Consider the following 18,784-nt stretch of genomic DNA (forward strand, 5'->3'; position numbering starts at 1 on the left):
TTTAATTAAACAATACAGGGGATTTTTTTATCCTCTAACCGTCTACATGAATTCTAATATTCCTCCTGTTTCGGATTCACCGCTTGCCAACTCTTCGGCAAAATCGACGAATGTACATGTACCTACACCGAAATTCTTTATGCCGGTGTTTTTGACGATCATTGTTTCAACACTTATATATATTGGATTTCAGGTGAGTGCTGATTTAGCGCATGTACCACCTTTGAGTTTATATTCAGTTATTCTTTTGTCTACGGCATTATTCATTGCCTTAGGTTTTGAGTTTGTAAATGGTTTTCACGATACAGCGAATGCTGTAGCAACCGTAATTTACACCAATGCCTTACCTGCACCTGTTGCAGTGATGTGGGCTGGCTTCTGTAACTTTCTTGGAGTTATGGTGGCAAGTGGAGCAGTTGCTTACGGAATTATTGCATTACTTCCAGTTGAAATGATCATGAATGTCGGCAGTGGTGCTGGCTTTGCTATGGTTTTTGCACTGTTGATTGCAGCGATTCTGTGGAACTTAGGAACTTGGTTCTTAGGTATTCCTGCATCAAGTTCTCATACTTTGATCGGTTCGATCTTGGGTGTGGGGATCATGAATCACTTGTTAAATGCATCAACTGGTGCAACCAGTGGCATTGATATGGATCAAGTCATCAAAGTCGGGAAGGCATTGTTATTTTCTCCTTTGATCGGTTTTGCATTTGCAGCAATTGTATTCTTACTGGTTAAAACAATCTTTAAGCGCCAATTGGAATTGTTCCAACCTCCTGTTGGTAACAAACCACCACCACCACTTATTCGTGCGATTTTAATCTTTACCTGTACGGGTGTAAGTTTTGCGCATGGTTCAAATGATGGTCAAAAAGGCATGGGCTTAATCATGTTGATTTTGATTGGTTTGGTTCCTTTGGCTTATTCATTGAATAAAAACTTAGATGCTCAACATCTACAATCATTCGAACAGCTTTCGGCTCAAACAGCGACAGTGTTGAATGTCAATCAGAATGAATTATCTGATGAAAAAGCTCGTGAAGTTTTGACGAAATTTATTCAAACCAAAGAGCAAACTCCAGAAGTTGTTCCTGCTCTTGCAAGCATGACCTCTCATTTGGGTGATCGTGTAGCGACTTATGGCAACTTAAAGGATATTCCTGAAGCTGCTGTGAGTGAAATTCGTAATGACATGTATTTAAGTACAACGACATTTAAACGTTTAGATAAAGCAGATGCTTTACCTGAAATGAATAAAGACCAAGAAAAATTGGTAAAAGAATATCGTAGTAACTTAGATTCATTCTTACAATACATTCCAAACTGGGTGAAGGTCGCAGTCGCGCTTGCTCTTGGTTTAGGTACGATGGTGGGTTGGAAACGTATCGTGATCACAGTGGGTGAGCGTATCGGTAAAAACCACATGACTTATGGTCAAGGGATGTCAGCGGAATTAGTTGCGATGAGTACGATTGCTGCTGCTGATGGTTTAGGTATGCCTGTATCAACAACACACGTTTTGAACAGTGCGGTTGCAGGTACGATGGTGGCAAATAAATCAGGTTTGAATTTTGCGACAGTACGTACCATTCTTTCAGCTTGGGTATTTACCTTACCTGCAACGATCTGTTTGTCAGGTGGCTTGTACTGGGTATTCCTACAATTTGTGTCTTAAGTATAGTTAGAATATTTAGAATAGAAATAAAAGCTTTGCTTCGGCAAGGCTTTTTATTGCTTTAATCTTTGAGCTAATTGCACTATCAGTATATCTGTTGCTAAGCAAAGGCTTAGTCACCTGATCCAATAGATTGTTTTAAACATTGATTTCAGCTCTTTTTTTTACGTTGTAACTAGTCATTTTTAGCTTTGCACTAAACTATCCATCTATGAAATTCAAATCAGCAGCATGTGCATCTAAAAATTCAAATAAGTGAAGGCTATTCCCCAAATGTGGAATATGTTTCCTGACAAATATTAATTATTATGAAGATGCCTATATGTTTGGTTATCCTTATTGTAAACAACGTTTTACTTAAATTTCGTTTACACTCCGCCATTCTCAGAAATCGAGAGTGGCTTTTTTTATTTCTCAGATAATTGCACCAATAAAAAAGGAGCTATTGAATAGCTCCTTTTTCAAATGATATTAGCAATTATGCTTGTTGGATTCCTGCAACAACCCAATCTTGTTGCGAGCCAACAGGTTTAACAAAGTGCCAAATTTCAGTAAATGGTTGTGGCAAGCTATTTAAATCTTCACTTACCGTACCTGTGAAACGAACGCTAACCACATATTGTCCATTTTCAGTTGTGCTTTCAGCAACCATCGCATTGAGATTGCTAAACTCAGCCACATCTTGGTCTTGGTTAGCCATGATGTCGCTATACATTGAGTTATAAAGCTCAGGAGTCAAGTAACGACGAATTTCTTCGATATTATTTGCGCTATTTACTGATTGAATGTGATTGAAGCGTTGGCGTGCAATACGGAGGAAAGCAGCAGGTTCAGTCCCATCAGGTAATTGATTGCCACTACTCATTGAGGCACCACCAAATGGAGCCTGAGTCGCAACACCACCACCAACTGATTGACCAAAAATATTGGTGTTGTCACCAGCCGTTTGACGCATAGTTGGTTGTGGGCTTACAGGACGGCCAAAGTTGTTTTGACCGTTATTATTTGGAGCATATGGATTAGCTGCGGCTAATTTTTTTTTTGCACCGAATTTACGGAATACAAAGAATGCAACTGCAGCAGCTAGGAGTACCCATAACCAACCTGGAATACCACCTTTTTCCTCTTCTTGCGCAGCTTGCTGCTCAGCAGAAGTAGGATTGTTGTCATCTGCCAATGCATTTGCAGCAACCGCACCTACAGCAGCACCTGCTACACCAGCAGCAACCATAGAACCTACGCCTGGACCTGATTTTTGAGTCGTCGTAGTTTTAGTTGTAGGTTGTTGGTACGATTGAGTTGTAGTTGGCTGAGATTGAGTCGTCGTTGTTGAACGAGTCATACCATGACTTTTGCCACCGCCCGCACGTTTAGCTTCTGCAACTGGTGCCGCGACCAAAGTTGCCATCAATAAAGCTGCCATCAAGCCACGCTGGTGTACTTGCATCGAAAATTCCTATTTAATTCCAAGATGTAAGTGTATTTATGAAGGTATTCGTTGATAATTTCAACTAAAAAAGTATGTTTTTTTATGTCAGCTCATCACTAAGCTGCATTGCTTCAGTCAATGCTTCATGTAAACGGGCTACAGCAATGATTTGAACACCATCAATACTTTTTTGTGGCGCATTTGCTCTTGGTAAAATCACATATTTAAAACCATGTTTTGCCGCTTCTTTTAAGCGTTCCTGACCATTCGGAACAGGGCGTATTTCTCCCGATAAACCAACTTCACCAAAAACAGCCAGTTGTTGTGGTAATGCTTTACCACGCAAACTTGAAGCGCAGGCGAGTAATACCGCTAGATCTGAACCAGTTTCCGTGATCTTTAATCCACCTACGACATTGACATAAACATCTTGTCCCGCGGTTTGAACACCACCATGTCGATGCATTACCGCAAGTAGCATGTTCAGACGATTTTGTTCAAGTCCTAATGCAACACGCCGAGGTTGAGCATGTGCATCATCAACAAGAGCTTGAACTTCGACGAGTAATGGGCGAGTGCCTTCACGGCTAATCATCACAATTGAACCCGGAATGGCTTCATCATAACGACTGAGGAAAATAGCGGAGGGATTGGCGACTTCTCGTAGCCCTTTATCGGTCATGCCAAAGACACCTAGCTCGTTGACTGCTCCGAAACGGTTTTTCACGGCACGAATCATACGATATCGAGAATCCGCCTGACCTTCGAAATACAGTACGCAATCCACCATATGTTCAAGCACACGTGGTCCAGCTAAAGCACCTTCTTTAGTTACATGCCCCACGATAAATAACGCTGTTCCGCTATTTTTTGCAAAACGTGTGAGCAGGGCGGCTGATTCACGGATTTGTGAGACACCCCCCGGTGCAGATTGTAAGGTTTCTGTATATAAGGTCTGAATCGAGTCTAAAATCGCAACGGCTGGTCTTTCTTGAGCCAATACTTCACAGATTCTTTCCACACAGGTTTCAGCCATTACTTTGAGCTGGTCTGTAGGTAAATCTAATCGCTGCGCACGTAAAGCGACTTGTGATAATGATTCTTCACCTGTGACATAAAGAGCGGAACTTTTAGCTGCTGCCATATGAGTAGCTGTTTGCAATAAGATGGTAGATTTTCCGATACCAGGGTCACCACCGATTAAAACGACTGATCCAGTCACTAAACCGCCACCGAGTACGCGATCAAATTCGCCAATCCCAGTAGCTAGACGAGTTTCATGTGAAACGGAAATTTTATTTAGAGTTGTGATGCTCGCTGCTTGACCTGCATAACCGCCTCCCATCTTTGATTGCGCTCTGTGGGATACGATTGGCTCTATGCGAACTTCTACGAGGCTATTCCATTCTCCACATTCAGAGCATTGTCCTGCCCATTTTGGATGATCGGCGCCACATTGTTCACATCGATAAACAGTTTTAATTTTTGCCATATATAAAATTGAAAATTTGCGATAAATTAGTTAAAAAGTAGAGTAATTACGGAAAAGATCAATATCGTTCATTTTCTTGATAAGGAATTAAGAGTAAACGGTGTTTTCGTAATTGACTGGTTAAAGGGAAGTGCTCAGAAAAATAACACGATATAAGACTTTTACAAGTAAGATATAGTAGGTTTTTGAGTCGAAAAATTCTTTAAATTCACTTTTTCCACGGAAGGTCTTTGAGCATTTGCTCATTTGTTGTCATAAGAATTATATTGAATGGCATAAATATTGCTGATGCTCAGACAAATGAAAATGTATCAATTGATATATTTTTAAATTATACAAAAGGTTGGTGTTTATGAGTGCAGCAGAAATTGTTGATTGGATAAATAGTATTATTTGGAGCAAAGCTCTGATCTATTTATGTTTAGGTGCAGGTTTATTTTTCTCCGTCCTAACAAGGTTTGTTCAAGTTCGTCAGATCAAAGATATGATAAGGCTCCTCATTAAAGGAGGCTCATCAGCACAAGGTATTTCTTCGTTTCAAGCACTCGCTGTTTCACTGTCAGGTCGTGTTGGTGTAGGTAATATTGCAGGTGTTGCTGCTGCAATTGGTTTTGGTGGACCAGGTGCAGTCTTCTGGATGTGGGTCGTTGCTTTTCTAGGAGCAAGTACCGCATATGTTGAATCAACCTTGGGTCAAATCTATAAAGTTGAATATCAAGGTCAATATCGTGGTGGTCCTGCATTCTATTTTGACCGTGGTCTAGGTCAACGTTGGTTAGGGATTCTATTTGCAATTGCAGCAATTATTTCATGTGGTTTATTCTTACCAGGTATTCAAGCAAATGCGGTTGGTAACGCATTCACTCAAATTACTGGTGAAGGTGCGATTGTATTTGGAAACGTCGGTACTTATAAGCTTTTAGCTTTAGTTGTGATTGTGGCATTACTTGCGGTCATTATCTTTGGTGGTATTAAACGAATTGCAAAATTTGCTGAATTCGTGGTGCCATTTATGGCGGCAGGCTATATTTTGATGGCTTTAATTATTGTCTTCATCAATATTGATAAGTTACCTGGTGTGATTTCTTTAATTTTTGCTGATGCCTTTTCACCTATGGCAGGTCTGGGTGCTGCAATTGGTTGGGGGGTAAAACGTGGTGTTTATTCGAATGAAGCAGGACAGGGTACAGGACCACATGCCGCTGCCGCAGCTGAGGTACAGCATCCTGCGCAACAAGGTTTAGTACAAGCATTCTCGATTTATGTAGATACTTTATTCGTTTGTTCAGCAACTGCGTTTATGATTTTGATCACGGGCATGTATAATGTTCAAGGTACATTAGAAGCTGGTCAATTTATTGTACAAAACGTTGCTGCTACAGCTGAAATTGGTTCGCCAGCATTTACACAAATGGCTGTGAGCACGGTATTTGGTGGTTTTGGACAAATCTTTGTTGCGTTAGCTGTATTCTTTTTCGCATTTACAACGATTGTTGCCTATTACTATATCGCTGAAACCAACATTACTTATTTAAGTTATATTACCAAAACTCCATCTTTATTATTTATCACCAAATGCTTCATCATTCTTTCTGTTTCATATGGCGTAATCAGTGCGACGGGCTATATTTGGGGAATTGGTGATATCGGTGTGGGCTTAATGGCTTGGATTAACATCATTGGTATTATTGTGACTTACTTCATTTGGAAACCAACGATTAAAGCATTAAGAGATTATGAACAGCAGCAAAAAGCGGGTGTTAAAGAGTTTACTTTTGATCCAGTAAAACTTGGTATTCGTAATGCTACGTTCTGGGAAGATCGTATTAAGAATAAACAAAAGTAATATCATAATAAATTAAAGTAAAAATCTAGATAAAAAAGCAGCCTTCAGAGGTTGCTTTTTTTATTGCCTAATTTTTAAGCTATTGAAAAATATGGAGTCAAAAAAGTGCATTGAGTTGGTACATCCTTGTGCGTATGATCAGGCCCATTTGTATTTAACTTGAAATGTTGAGTTGTACAGACAGAAAATTGGTTAGCTAAAACATCATCAAAACAATTTACAGTGCAAGAAGATGCCATTAAATGGTGCGAATTGTCATTTTGATTTGATCATTAGCTAATGAACGAAAGATACTGGAGAGTTTTTGTAAAAATGTCGAATCAAAATTTAGGTGAGGTCAACGAGCAAAGTGGGCTTCACCGTAGTCTATCTAATCGACATCTTCAACTGATTGCAATTGGTGGCGCAATTGGAACAGGATTGTTTATGGGTTCAGGCAAAACGATTAGTTTAGCTGGCCCATCAATTCTATTTATTTACATGTTGATTGGTTTGATGGTGTTCTTTGTCATGCGTGCATTGGGCGAATTATTGCTTTCAAACCTAAACTATAAATCATTTATTGATTTATCAACTGACTTGATCGGTCCGTGGGCAGGTTATTTCGTTGGCTGGACGTATTGGTTATGTTGGGTCACGATTGGTATTGCTGACCTGTCCGCGATCATTTATTACCTCGAATTTTTTAATGGTGGACAGTCATTTACGCCTTTAGGTGGTTTGTTAATTAGTACCGTTGCCATAGCATTCGTATTGGGTCTGAATCTCGTTACCGTGAAGTTATTTGGTGAAATGGAATTCTGGTTTGCAATGGTGAAAATCACAGCGATTATTGTATTAATCCTTGTGGGTTTATGGATGATTTTCACAGGTTTTACCAATACATCGGGAACTGTAGCCAGCGTTTCAAACTTATGGACGCATGGAGGTATGTTTCCTAAAGGCTTCGAAGGGTTCCTTGCAGGATTCCAAATTGCAATTTTTGCATTTGTTGGGGTAGAGCTTGTCGGAACTACGGCTGCTGAAACTCAAGACCCTCAGCGAAACTTACCCAAAGCGATTAACTCGATTCCAATACGTATTATCATTTTCTATGTCTTGGCTCTTTTTGTCGTAATGAGTGTCACGCCTTGGGATCAGATTAATCCTAAAGTCAGCCCATTTGTGAATATTTTCTCTCAGGCTGGTATTGCCTCTGCTGCAATTATTATGAATTTGGTGGTGTTATCTTCGGTAATGTCATCTATGAACAGTGGGGTATTCTCAACGAGTCGTATGCTTTTTGGTTTATCAACAGATAAACAAGCGCCTCGACTATTTGCAGGTTTGTCTAAAGCAGCTGTTCCAGCAAATGCATTGATTTTCTCCGCGATCTGTATTTTCATCGGTGCATTGATTCAGTTTGTATATAAATTACAAAGCGGAACTAACGATGAAGTAACAGCATTTGTTTTGGCAACGACCTTATCTACGATTTTGTTTATTTGCGTTTGGATCATCATTATGTGGAGTTATATGAACTACCGCAAACGATCTCCTGAACTTCATGAGCAGTCAATTTTTAAATTGCCAGGTGGTGTGATGACATGCTGGATCGTGATTATTTTCTTCTTATGTACGATTGGCGTTTTAGCATTGGATGAAGATACTCGAAAATCTCTGATTGTCAGTCCAATTTGGTTCATTATTCTGATCATTGGTTATTTCTTCGCAAAGAAAAAATAAGATCAACCGTGATATATGAAAACGTCAGCTTATGTTGGCGTTTTTTTATGTTTGGACTTTAGCCAATTTGAGGTTCACGCTATACTGCTCCGAATTGTAAAAATTAGGTGCTCAGATGCTTAAAGTCATTTGTTCGATCAGTTTATTGTTTAGCAGTATTGTATTAACAGCGTGTGGTCAATCTGGTGCTTTACAGTTACCGTCTGATCCAAACCATGATAAAAGAGCAAAGTATTTGCTTTACAAAAACGATGCATCGCAATCTCAAAGCTCATCTGATCAAAAGGATGATGATACTCAAGTTGAAAACTCAACATCATCATCACAGTAGTCAAAACCATCTCACCTTAAGTTTGTAAATAAGGACATCTTCATGAGTTTCACTCGCATTAATGGCGTATTGCATGCTGAGCAATGTTCACTTGATCAGCTCGCGCAGCAATTCGGCACGCCACTCTATGTTTATTCCAAAGCAACTTTGGAAAAACATTATCTAGATATGGATCGTGCTTTTGATTTTATTGATCATCAAATCTGTTTTGCGGTGAAATCAAACTCAAACTTAGCTGTTCTTAATGTTTTGGCAAAACTAGGTGCTGGTTTTGATATTGTGACTGGTGGAGAGCTTGCGCGCGTTCTTGCGGCGGGTGGTAATCCAGCGAAGATCGTTTTTTCAGGCTTGGGTAAGTCAGAAGCAGACATTGAAAAAGCATTAGATGTTGGCATCGCTTGTTTCAATGTTGAATCTTATGCTGAACTTGATCGTATTCAGAAAGTTGCAGCTAAACTTGGAAAAAAAGCTCCGATTTCATTGCGTGTCAATCCAGATGTTGATGCAAAGACGCATCCTTATATTTCAACAGGCTTGAAAGAAAATAAATTCGGTATCCCAAGCGATACAGTGTATGAAACTTATCAATACGCAGCGTCTTTACTAAACTTAGAAATTGTCGGGATCGACTGTCATATTGGATCACAGTTGACTGAGACCAAGCCATTCGTTGATGCGCTTGATCGTGTGGTTTTAATGATTGAAGAGTTGAAAAAGTTAGGCATCAACCTCAAACATATTGATATTGGTGGTGGTTTAGGTGTGCGCTATAAAGATGAAACACCGCCAACCGTTGCTGAATATGCAAATGCGATGCGCCCTGTATTAGAAAAACTAGGTTTGAAAGTTTATATGGAGCCTGGTCGTAGTATTTCTGCAAATGCAGGTGCATTATTAACAAAGGTTGATTTGTTGAAACCAACGAATCATCGAAATTTTGCAATTATTGACGCAGCAATGAACGATTTGATTCGTCCTGCTTTATATGAAGCATGGATGGATATTCAATCTGTTGCCCCACATTCAGATGTTGAAGTAAAAACATGGGATTTGGTCGGTGCGATCTGTGAAACAGGTGATTTCTTGGGGAAACAGCGTGATTTAGCGCTGCAAGAAAATGATGTCTTAGCAGTATTGGGTGCTGGAGCTTATGGTTTTGTAATGAGCTCAAACTATAATACACGTGGTCGTGCTGCTGAAGTGATGGTCAGTGGTGATCAAGCTTATTTAATACGTGAGCGTGAAACCATCGAATCACTTTGGGAAAAAGAACGTTTATTGCCTGAGGAGTAAATTGGATGTATTTAGAATTTACCAAAATGCATGGTTTGGGCAATGATTTTATGGTTGTTGACCTTGTCACCCAACGCGCTTATTTAGATACAGTCACGATTCAGCGTTTAGCTGATCGTCATTTTGGCGTAGGCTTTGATCAGTTACTTATCGTTGAACCGCCTGATTTTCCAGATGCTGACTTTAAATACCGTATTTTTAATGCAGATGGTTCTGAAGTTGAACAGTGTGGTAATGGTGTGCGTTGTTTTGCTCGATTTGTACATGAGCGCCAACTGACGACTAAAACCAAGATTCGTGTGCAAACAAAAGCAGGTATTGTAGAGCCTGAATTGGGAGCAAATGGTTGGGTACGTGTCAATATGGGTCCTCCGAAGTTTCTTCCAGCTGAGATTCCATTCCTAACGGATGAACACGAAGACACTGAAGGTCTTTACAAACTGGGTCTTGCTGATAATAAAAGCATCAACATTGATGTCGTTAACATGGGAAATCCTCATGCAGTTACGATCGTGCCAGATGTATTAACGGCTGATGTTGCAGGAATCGGTCCTCAAGTTGAATCACATGCTCGTTTTCCAGCAAGAGTAAATGCTGGTTTTATGCAAATCGTTGATGAAAAACATATTCGCTTACGTGTGTTTGAACGTGGTGTAGGTGAGACTTTAGCTTGTGGTACAGGTGCTTGTGCCGCTGCTGTCAGTGGTATGCGCCGTGGTTTACTCGCTAATGAAGTTGAAGTTCAGTTAGCTGGTGGGAAATTACATATAGCTTGGCGTGAAGGCGATGTGGTGTGGATGACAGGTCCAACCACGCATGTTTATGATGCGCGTCTTGATTTAAGATATTTCCAAAGCTAAATTGAGTGGTAAATAAACACCTTGCAATTAGTAGGGTGTTTATCTCTAAGAATAATAAGTCTCAAGGACAATAATGAATAACTTGGTTTTTCTTCCAGGCGCTTCAGGTAATACACAATTTTGGTATCCTTTAATTGCACAACTTCCCAAAACTTACACAAAGCAAGTGATTGCCTATCCAAGTTTCCATGGTGTGGCTGCACATCCTGATATAAACAGTTTTGATGATTTGAGTGATTATGTTGTTGAGCAGATTCAACAACCTTCAATCTTAATTGCACAGTCAATGGGTGGAATCTTTGCAATCAAAGCTGCACTAGAAAAAACCTCTTTAATAAAAGGTTTAATCTTGATTGCAACCTCGGGTGGGGTCAATTTAGATCAGTTTCAGGTTCAAGATTGGCGTGAATTTTATCAGCAAGAATACGCAGAATATCCGAACTGGTTTATCACAGCCAGCATCAATTACGAGGAATTCATATCCTCGATAGATATCAAAACCTTATTGATTTGGGGTGATCATGATCCAATTAGCCCCGTTGAGGTAGGTAAGTATCTAAATCATTTAATTGAAAAATCTAATTTATATATTGTCGAGGGTGGTGATCATCAGTTGGCAGAAAAATGTGCCAATGAAGTCGCGTTGCAAATTAATAGGTTTTTAGAAACTATTTAGCTTTATGTCGAGTGTGTTCCACAAACACGCTATTGGATTGATTATCTTTTACTAAATGCTAGTTTTAAGGCAAACAGGATAAAAATACTGCCAGTAATACGATCCATATACTTAATAAACTTTGGTCGTTTTAGGTAAGCAGAGATTGATTGCATCGCAGAGATTAAAATGATAGACCAAATAATCCCAATCACAACATGGATCATGACTAAGCCCATCGTCCAAATCACAGGAGAAGCAGTGTGTGGAATAAATTGAGGAAGAAAGGAGAGGTAAAAGACACCTACTTTGGGATTGAGTAAGTTTCCCAAAAAACCTTTAACAAACCAATTTTGAGTATTCGTCGTATCATTTATATCTGCAAGTTGAGTTCGTGGTTTCAATAGTAAATTTAAACCAAGCCAAGCTAAGTAGGCTGCTCCCATCCATTTCAGCATGTTAAATGCCAAATCAGAAGTCATTAAAAGCGCACCTAACCCACAAGCAACAACTACACCCCAAACAATACAGCCTAGCGTGATACCCAAAGCTGCTTGAAAGGCTTTAGCTTTTCCTTCAATAGTTGCTGTGCGAATAACTAAAGTTGTATCCAATCCAGGTGTAATGGTGAGTAAAGTGATTGCAATCAGGTAAGGGATCAGAAGAGTAAGCATTATATAAAGCCACCGCTCGAAACTTGAAATTTATTGTATTACATCAATTGTTCATCTTCGATGCTTGTATAATCTTTAATGAATAAAAATTTGTTAAACTACGCTATAAATAGCACATGCAAACAAGAGAATATAGCTTGGAAGCTCCTGAAAAACTGCTATCAATGTGGTTAAAAGAACGAATTATTCAAAATCAGTCAGAACATACGATTGAAGCTTATCAACGTGATCTTACTGATTTTTTTAACTTTTGTGACAGCAAGAGTTTAGCTTTATACGATATTGAAGCATCTGACTTACGCGAATATTTGGCAAATCGTGTTGAAAAAGATCAGTTGAGTTCAAGCAGTTTGCAGCGTCATTTGACCTCAATACGCCAGTTTATGAAGTGGGCTGAGCAAGGACAATATTTACAACAAAATCCATCAGAAGATTTTAAGTTAAAAAGACAGCCTAGACCCTTGCCAGGTATGGTCGATATTGAAACTGTACATCAAATTTTAGACCAAGCTCCACCAGATAAACCAATTGAACAGCAGTTGTGGCTGCGTGACAAAGCGATACTGGAATTACTTTATTCCAGTGGACTGCGGCTCGCTGAATTACAAGGTTTGATGATTAAAGATATCGACTTCAATCGTCAATTGTTAAGAATTACAGGTAAAGGCAATAAGACTCGAATCGTTCCGTTTGGTCAGAAAGCGAAAGATAGTCTAATTGAATGGCTGAAAATTTATCGAATCTGGCAAGGTGAATTTAACTTAGATAGTGCTGTTTTTATCTCACAACGTGGTAATCGACTTACCCCTCGACAAATTGAGAATCGGGTCAAGCTACAAGCACAAAGAGCTGGAGTGAATGTTGATTTACACCCTCATTTGTTGAGACATTGTTTTGCCAGTCATATGTTATCTGCAAGTGGTGATCTAAGGTCAGTGCAAGAAATGTTAGGACATAGCAATTTGTCTACTACACAAATTTATACTCATGTTGATTTTGATCAATTGGCAAGAGTTTATGATCAAACCCATCCACGGGCTCAAAAAGACTAAATTTGGTTATATTATGTTGCAAAGTTGGGTGATTAATAAGCGACTATTAAAATGTGATGAGAGTGAATCATGTCCGTTTTGGGTTCTTACTTTATTGCCAATATTTTTTGAAGTCTAAAAGGGGATTTGATTTGCTCGAAATGATCCGTTACAGATCCATCAAATTTAAAAAATAGTCGATATTTAGGTTGTTGAATTATATTAAAATATTAAAAAAATCAAAGTCTAATGAATATCCTATTAAATACACAGCAATTCAATTACATCAACAACTACAAATAATTGAACTGAGCATTTCATCTTTTTTCTACCCCGAGCAGAAATTGTGACTTGACCGAAATGCCAAATACATTGCAAGATAGGGCACCTAAAAAGTTTCAAACGAAGAGTTAGAATACTCTTCACTACATTTACTTGCTTAGAACAGCCGAGGATTACATGAAGGCTCTTGTCGCTGTAAAACGTGTGGTTGATGCCAACGTTAAAGTTCGTGTTAAGCCGGACAATAGTGGGGTTGACCTTACTAACGTTAAAATGTCAATCAACCCATTCTGTGAAATCGCAGTGGAAGAAGCGGTTCGCTTAAAAGAAAAAGGAACAGTTTCTGAAATCGTTGTTGTTTCAGTGGGTCCTAAAGATGCTCAAGAACAAATCCGTTCTGCAATGGCTTTAGGTGCTGACCGTGGTATTTTAGTTGAAACTGCTGATGAAATTGGTGCTCTAGAAGTTGCTAAAATCCTCAAAGGCATTGTTGATGCTGAGAAACCAGAACTTATTCTTCTTGGTAAACAAGCAATTGATGACGACTCTAACCAAGTAGGTCAAATGCTTGGCGCTTTACTTGGTGCTGGTCAAGGTACTTTCGCATCTGAAGTTAAGGTTGACGGCGGTAAAGTTCAAGTTACTCGTGAAATCGACGGTGGTTTACAAACTGTTGAGCTTGCACTTCCTGCAATCATCACAACTGACTTACGTTTGAATGAGCCACGTTATGCTGCTCTTCCAAACATTATGAAAGCTCGTAAGAAGCCGCTTGATACTAAATCTCCTGCTGATTATGGCGTTGCAACTGGTACTAAACTTAAAACTGTTAAAGTTGAAGCACCTGCTGAACGTAAAGCTGGCGTACAAGTGAAGTCTGTAGACGAGCTTGTTGAAAAATTGAAAAACGAAGCGAAAGTGATCTAATACAGAAGGATACAATCATGAGTATTTTAGTTATCGCTGATCACAACAACCAGACACTTAACGGTGCAACTTTAAACGTTGTTGCGGCAGCTCAAAAAATCGGTGGTGATATTACTGTATTAGTAGCTGGTTCTGGCGCTCAAGCAGTTGCTGATGCTGCTGCTAAAGTTGCTGGTGTGAGCAAAGTATTACTTGCTGACAATGCTGCTTATGCAAACCAATTGGCTGAAAACGTAGCTGCTTTAGTTGCGGATTTAGCGAAAGGTTACAAATACGTATTAGCTGCTTCTACAACAACTGGTAAGAACATTCTTCCACGTGTTGCTGCACTTCTTGATGTAAGCATGATCACAGATATCATTTCTGTAGAATCTGCAAATACATTTAAACGACCAATCTACGCTGGTAACGCGATTGCAACTGTTCAATCAGATGAAGCAATTATCGTTGGTACAGTTCGTGGTACAGCGTTTGATGCTGTAGCTGCTGAAGGTGGTTCTGCTGCTGTTGAAGCTGTTGCTGAAGCGAAAGATGCTGGTATTTCTAAGTTTGTAAGCGAAGAAATCGTGAAACTTGATCGTCCAGAATTAACTGCTGCGCGCATCGTTGTTTCTGGTGGTCGTGGTGTAGGTTCTGGTGAGAACTACCATAAAGTACTTGACCCATTAGCTGACAAGCTTGGTGCTGCACAAGGTGCATCACGTGCAGCAGTTGATGCTGGTTTCGTACCTAACGACTTCCAAGTTGGTCAAACTGGTAAAATCGTTGCGCCTGATCTATACATGGCGATCGGTATCTCTGGTGCGATCCAGCACTTAGCTGGTATGAAAGATTCTAAAGTTATTGTTGCTATCAACAAAGACGAAGAAGCACCAATCAACAGCGTTGCTGACTACTGGTTAGTTGGTGATTTGAATACTGTTGTACCAGAATTGGTATCTAAACTTTAATTCGTTCTGAATAAAGTGAAAGAACGCTCCGAAAGGGAGCGTTTTTTATTGGGAAGAGTTTAAAATAGGGAAACAAAAGGATATAACAACTACACCATGTGTTAACTGCATAATTAATAAATGATATTTGTAGTAAGGTGAGGAAATTTCACATTTCCACGTCGGAAATTTGATACTCCAGTCATTATTCATAAAGGTAAGATTATCAGTCAGTTTCCATGAAATATATTCAATGCCATATTTGAATATTTCTTCTAGGTTTTCAGTTGATTGGAAGTTGTGTAATGTGTGGGTGAGTTGTTTGGCAATATAGCGGTTAATTTGTGTTGATTGAAAGACTTCAAGAACCCATTGCAATTCATTTTCGTGTAAATGAGTGATCTGCTTTGTTGAAACTGTATAATGTATATTATTGCGGAAATAATCTAAATGATATGGGATAACTATTTGTTTTAGGAAGTCTATGTCAATTTTTCTATGTTTGTTCTTTATGGGGAAAATATGCTGAGAAAATACATTTGAAAATGGTGCGTTGCAAAGCATACGACCAATTCCAAAGAGTATATTATGATTTTCTTGATTGTAGTATTTAAACATGCGTTTTGAGACGCGGTAGCGATAATTTTGATTTGGTTTTGACATATTTCCCGAAATAAATTTTTGCTTAATAATTTTCCGCAAATTCTATATAAATAAAGAAAATACGACAATCTATTTGTATCAAAAACTCCCAGCTTGCGAGCATTTTATGCTATAATTTTCCATTGTATTTTTATTTTTAGTTCAAGCCCTTGAGCTAAATTTTTGTAAGATTGAAGACATAAAAAACAGGTAGATGTTTCTATCTGTAAACAAGGAGTATGCATGAGCGTATCGGAAATCAGACCGATTGCCATTGAGGACGAACTCAAGCATTCATATTTAGATTATGCAATGAGCGTAATCGTATCTCGTGCATTGCCAGATGTGAGAGACGGTCTCAAACCTGTTCATCGTCGCGTATTATTCGCAATGCACGAATTGGGCAATGATTATAACAAAGCGTATAAAAAATCTGCTCGTGTAGTGGGTGATGTAATCGGTAAATATCACCCTCATGGTGATAGTGCAGTCTATGAAACGATTGTTCGTATGGCGCAAGATTTTAGCTTGCGTTATATGTTGGTCGATGGTCAAGGTAACTTTGGTTCTGTCGATGGCGATAGTGCGGCGGCAATGCGTTATACCGAAGTCCGCATGCAAAAGCTTACCCATGAAATTTTGGCCGACTTAGAAAAAGACACGGTTGATTGGGAAGATAACTACGACGGTTCTGAGCGTATTCCGCAAGTGATGCCAACTCGTATTCCTAATCTTTTGATTAATGGTACAACAGGTATTGCAGTGGGTATGGCGACCAATATGGCGCCGCATAATATGACCGAGGTCGTCAATGCTTGTTTAGCCTATGCCAATAATCCGAATATTTCTATTGAAGGATTGATGGAGCATATTACTGGTCCTGACTTCCCAACTGGCGGTATTATTTACGGTAAATCAGGTATTGTAGATGCTTATCGTACGGGTAAAGGTCGTCTTCATATCCGTGGTAAGTATCATTTCGAAGAAGATCAGAAAACGGGTCGTACGACTATCGTCTTTACTGAAATTCCATATCAGGTCAATAAAGCAAAAACGATTGAGCGTATAGCTGAACTGGTTAAAGAAAAGAAACTTGAAGGAATTTCTGAACTTCGAGATGAGTCAGATAAGGAAGGGATGCGTATTGCAATTGATTTGAAGCGTGGCGAAAACGCGGAAGTCATTGTAAATAATTTATTCTTACACACCCAACTGCAAAACTCTTTCAGCATCAATATGGTCTGCCTAGATAATGGTCAGCCAAAATTGATGAATCTTAAAGATATTATTGCGGCATTTATCCGTCACCGCCAAGAAGTTGTGACACGCCGCACCATGTATGAGCTTCGCAAAGCACGTGAACGTGGGCATATCTTAGAAGGTTTGACTGTTGCATTAGCGAATATTGATGCCATTATTGAAACCATTAAGACTTCTGCCAATCCTAGTGAAGCACGTGAGCGTTTACAGGCTGGTGAATGGGCTGGTGGTGGTGTTGTCGCACTTCTAGAAAAAGCTGGTGCTATTTCAGTTCGTCCAGATGAAATTGAAGGGGAAGATCCTGCACGTCCATTTGGTCTGTCAGGAGATATTTATCGTTTATCACCAACACAGGTGAATGCGATTCTTGAATTACGTTTACATCGTTTGACGGGTCTTGAACAAGATAAGTTACACGCTGAATATACTGAGATTTTAGGGCAAATTGCTGAATTAACAGCGATTTTAAATGACTTTAATTTATTGATGAACGTAATTCGTGAAGAACTTGCTTTAATCCTGCAACAGTATGGTGATACACGTCGAACAGAAATCGTTGAATCTGGTGTTGATTTCTGTCGTGAAGACTTAATCCCTGAAGAACAAGTGGTACTCACTGTTTCTCAAACAGGTTATGCAAAAACTCAACCACTTTCGGATTATCAAGCTCAACGTCGTGGTGGTCGTGGTAAATCTGCAACCTCAATGAAAGATGATGACATTATTCAGCATTTGATTGTTGCATCGAACCACGCGACAGTATTGTGCTTTACAAATGTTGGTAAAGTTTATCGCTTGAGAGTGTTTGAGGTACCTCAAGCCTCTCGTGGTGCTAAAGGACGCCCGATGGTGAACTTGTTACCTTTGGAAGCGAATGAAACAATTACCGCGATCTTACCGTTGACTGAGTTCCCTGAAAATCACTATGTGTTTATGGCTACGGCATCAGGTACGGTTAAACGTGTTGAGTTAGAACAGTTTAGTAATGTTCGCTCTAATGGCTTACGTGCTATTGAGTTAAACGAAGAAGATACCTTGATCGGTGTTGCGATTACGGATGGTAATCAGCAGATCATGTTGTTCTCAAATGAAGGTAAAGCGATTCGCTTTGCTGAGACAGATGTTCGAGCAATGGGACGTACTGCGAAAGGTGTACGTGGTATGCGTGTTAGTTTTGCAAGTAACACGATCGATGTAGAAGATGCTGAAGTTGAAAACGATGACAGCGATGATAATGACGATTCTTCCGATTCAAATGTTGTAAGCCGTATTGTTTCACTTGTTGTTGTTCCAGAAACGGGTGAAGTGTTATGTGCTTGTGCAAATGGATATGGTAAGCGTACTCCAGTTGATGACTTCCCGACCAAGAAACGTGGTGGTAAGGGTGTTATTGCGATTAAAACGAGTGAGCGTAATGGTGAGTTAATCAGTGCTGTATCGATTGATGAAACCAAAGAGCTGATGTTGATTTCTGATGGTGGTACTTTGGTTCGTACACGTGCAGCAGAAGTGGCAACCACAGGTCGTAACGCACAAGGTGTTCGTCTGATTCGATTGAGTGACGCTGAAACATTAGTTGGTGTTGTATCTATTGAAGCTGTAGAAGAAGACGAAGAGTTAGAGACTATAGAGCAATCGGTAGAAAATACTGAGCTTGATGCAGTAAATTCTGAGGAAGCTTTAGTAGAACCTAAAGATGATACTCCAGAAGCTTAAGTTATAAGTTGTTAAAA

General features: G+C 39.4%; 15 protein-coding genes. 11 read left to right on the forward strand and 4 right to left on the reverse strand.

Going from position 1 to position 18,784, the window contains the following annotated elements; all coding sequences use genetic code 11:
- Positions 1-46 precede the first annotated feature (46 nt).
- A complete protein-coding gene (locus tag H2677_RS04615; RefSeq protein WP_004952882.1) occupies positions 47-1,675 on the forward strand; it encodes an inorganic phosphate transporter in 1,629 nt (542 codons plus the stop codon).
- A 478-nt stretch (positions 1,676-2,153) separates the two neighbouring features.
- On the opposite strand, the gene H2677_RS04620 is transcribed toward H2677_RS04615, so the two are convergent.
- Both H2677_RS04620 and radA read right to left on the reverse strand, forming a co-directional pair.
- On the reverse strand, positions 2,154-3,122 hold the full coding sequence (locus H2677_RS04620) for a Tim44 domain-containing protein (RefSeq protein WP_129262234.1): 969 nt from the start codon (positions 3,120-3,122) through the stop codon (positions 2,154-2,156).
- Positions 3,123-3,204: 82 nt separating this feature from the next.
- Positions 3,205-4,596 carry a DNA repair protein RadA gene (gene radA / locus H2677_RS04625; protein WP_212639246.1) on the reverse strand — a complete coding sequence of 464 codons (1,392 nt, stop codon included), beginning with the start codon at positions 4,594-4,596 and terminating at the stop codon, positions 3,205-3,207.
- 352 nt (positions 4,597-4,948) lie between these two features.
- Between radA and H2677_RS04630 the strand changes: the two genes are divergently transcribed.
- The 6 genes from H2677_RS04630 to H2677_RS04655 all read left to right on the forward strand — a co-directional run bounded on the left by H2677_RS04630 (position 4,949) and on the right by H2677_RS04655 (position 11,327).
- Positions 4,949-6,442 carry an alanine/glycine:cation symporter family protein gene (locus H2677_RS04630; RefSeq protein WP_004952886.1) on the forward strand — a complete coding sequence of 498 codons (1,494 nt, stop codon included), beginning with the start codon at positions 4,949-4,951 and terminating at the stop codon, positions 6,440-6,442.
- A 312-nt stretch (positions 6,443-6,754) separates the two neighbouring features.
- Positions 6,755-8,167 carry an amino acid permease gene (locus H2677_RS04635; RefSeq protein WP_126131928.1) on the forward strand — a complete coding sequence of 471 codons (1,413 nt, stop codon included), beginning with the start codon at positions 6,755-6,757 and terminating at the stop codon, positions 8,165-8,167.
- Positions 8,168-8,282: 115 nt separating this feature from the next.
- Complete coding sequence (lptM, locus tag H2677_RS04640) at positions 8,283-8,498, forward strand: LPS translocon maturation chaperone LptM (RefSeq protein WP_004913686.1); 216 nt, start codon at positions 8,283-8,285, stop codon at positions 8,496-8,498.
- A gap of 42 nt (positions 8,499-8,540) precedes the next feature.
- Entirely contained in the window at positions 8,541-9,791 is a 1,251-nt protein-coding gene (gene lysA / locus H2677_RS04645; protein ID WP_125298421.1) for a diaminopimelate decarboxylase, read from the forward strand.
- A gap of 5 nt (positions 9,792-9,796) precedes the next feature.
- Complete coding sequence (dapF, locus tag H2677_RS04650) at positions 9,797-10,651, forward strand: diaminopimelate epimerase (RefSeq protein WP_004913683.1); 855 nt, start codon at positions 9,797-9,799, stop codon at positions 10,649-10,651.
- Between the two features lie 73 nt (positions 10,652-10,724).
- Entirely contained in the window at positions 10,725-11,327 is a 603-nt protein-coding gene (locus H2677_RS04655; RefSeq protein WP_212639247.1) for an alpha/beta fold hydrolase, read from the forward strand.
- Between the two features lie 41 nt (positions 11,328-11,368).
- On the opposite strand, the gene H2677_RS04660 is transcribed toward H2677_RS04655, so the two are convergent.
- Complete coding sequence (locus H2677_RS04660) at positions 11,369-11,980, reverse strand: LysE family translocator (protein ID WP_075696257.1); 612 nt, start codon at positions 11,978-11,980, stop codon at positions 11,369-11,371.
- Between the two features lie 164 nt (positions 11,981-12,144).
- Between H2677_RS04660 and xerA the strand changes: the two genes are divergently transcribed.
- The 3 genes from xerA to H2677_RS04675 all read left to right on the forward strand — a co-directional run bounded on the left by xerA (position 12,145) and on the right by H2677_RS04675 (position 15,170).
- The gene (xerA, locus tag H2677_RS04665) at positions 12,145-13,032 is read left to right on the forward strand and encodes a site-specific tyrosine recombinase/integron integrase (RefSeq protein ID WP_171053812.1); all 888 of its coding nucleotides are present in this window, start codon (positions 12,145-12,147) and stop codon (positions 13,030-13,032) included.
- A 438-nt stretch (positions 13,033-13,470) separates the two neighbouring features.
- Positions 13,471-14,220: an electron transfer flavoprotein subunit beta/FixA family protein gene (locus tag H2677_RS04670; protein WP_212639248.1), complete on the forward strand. Its 750-nt coding sequence runs from the start codon at positions 13,471-13,473 to the stop codon at positions 14,218-14,220.
- Between the two features lie 17 nt (positions 14,221-14,237).
- The gene (locus tag H2677_RS04675; RefSeq protein WP_004952903.1) at positions 14,238-15,170 is read left to right on the forward strand and encodes an electron transfer flavoprotein subunit alpha/FixB family protein; all 933 of its coding nucleotides are present in this window, start codon (positions 14,238-14,240) and stop codon (positions 15,168-15,170) included.
- A 45-nt stretch (positions 15,171-15,215) separates the two neighbouring features.
- On the opposite strand, the gene H2677_RS04680 is transcribed toward H2677_RS04675, so the two are convergent.
- Positions 15,216-15,812 (reverse strand): hypothetical protein, encoded by a 597-nt coding sequence (locus tag H2677_RS04680; RefSeq protein WP_212639249.1) that lies wholly within the window; start codon positions 15,810-15,812, stop codon positions 15,216-15,218.
- 222 nt (positions 15,813-16,034) lie between these two features.
- Between H2677_RS04680 and gyrA the strand changes: the two genes are divergently transcribed.
- Complete coding sequence (gene gyrA, locus H2677_RS04685) at positions 16,035-18,767, forward strand: DNA gyrase subunit A (protein ID WP_004952913.1); 2,733 nt, start codon at positions 16,035-16,037, stop codon at positions 18,765-18,767.
- Positions 18,768-18,784: the final 17 nt, after the last annotated feature.

It is taken from the genome of Acinetobacter junii, assembly GCF_018336855.1.
GTDB lineage: Bacteria > Pseudomonadota > Gammaproteobacteria > Pseudomonadales > Moraxellaceae > Acinetobacter > Acinetobacter junii.

Bases quoted from the DNA above. Each gene is read 5' to 3' on its own strand.
- H2677_RS04615 (WP_004952882.1), top strand. From the start codon at position 47: ATGAATTCTAATATTCCTCCTGTTTCGGATTCACCGCTTGCCAACTCT.
- H2677_RS04620 (WP_129262234.1), bottom strand. From the start codon at position 3,122: ATGCAAGTACACCAGCGTGGCTTGATGGCAGCTTTATTGATGGCAACT.
- radA (WP_212639246.1), bottom strand. From the start codon at position 4,596: ATGGCAAAAATTAAAACTGTTTATCGATGTGAACAATGTGGCGCCGAT.
- H2677_RS04630 (WP_004952886.1), top strand. From the start codon at position 4,949: ATGAGTGCAGCAGAAATTGTTGATTGGATAAATAGTATTATTTGGAGC.
- H2677_RS04635 (WP_126131928.1), top strand. From the start codon at position 6,755: ATGTCGAATCAAAATTTAGGTGAGGTCAACGAGCAAAGTGGGCTTCAC.
- lptM (WP_004913686.1), top strand. From the start codon at position 8,283: ATGCTTAAAGTCATTTGTTCGATCAGTTTATTGTTTAGCAGTATTGTA.
- lysA (WP_125298421.1), top strand. From the start codon at position 8,541: ATGAGTTTCACTCGCATTAATGGCGTATTGCATGCTGAGCAATGTTCA.
- dapF (WP_004913683.1), top strand. From the start codon at position 9,797: ATGTATTTAGAATTTACCAAAATGCATGGTTTGGGCAATGATTTTATG.
- H2677_RS04655 (WP_212639247.1), top strand. From the start codon at position 10,725: ATGAATAACTTGGTTTTTCTTCCAGGCGCTTCAGGTAATACACAATTT.
- H2677_RS04660 (WP_075696257.1), bottom strand. From the start codon at position 11,980: ATGCTTACTCTTCTGATCCCTTACCTGATTGCAATCACTTTACTCACC.
- xerA (WP_171053812.1), top strand. From the start codon at position 12,145: ATGTGGTTAAAAGAACGAATTATTCAAAATCAGTCAGAACATACGATT.
- H2677_RS04670 (WP_212639248.1), top strand. From the start codon at position 13,471: ATGAAGGCTCTTGTCGCTGTAAAACGTGTGGTTGATGCCAACGTTAAA.
- H2677_RS04675 (WP_004952903.1), top strand. From the start codon at position 14,238: ATGAGTATTTTAGTTATCGCTGATCACAACAACCAGACACTTAACGGT.
- H2677_RS04680 (WP_212639249.1), bottom strand. From the start codon at position 15,812: ATGTCAAAACCAAATCAAAATTATCGCTACCGCGTCTCAAAACGCATG.
- gyrA (WP_004952913.1), top strand. From the start codon at position 16,035: ATGAGCGTATCGGAAATCAGACCGATTGCCATTGAGGACGAACTCAAG.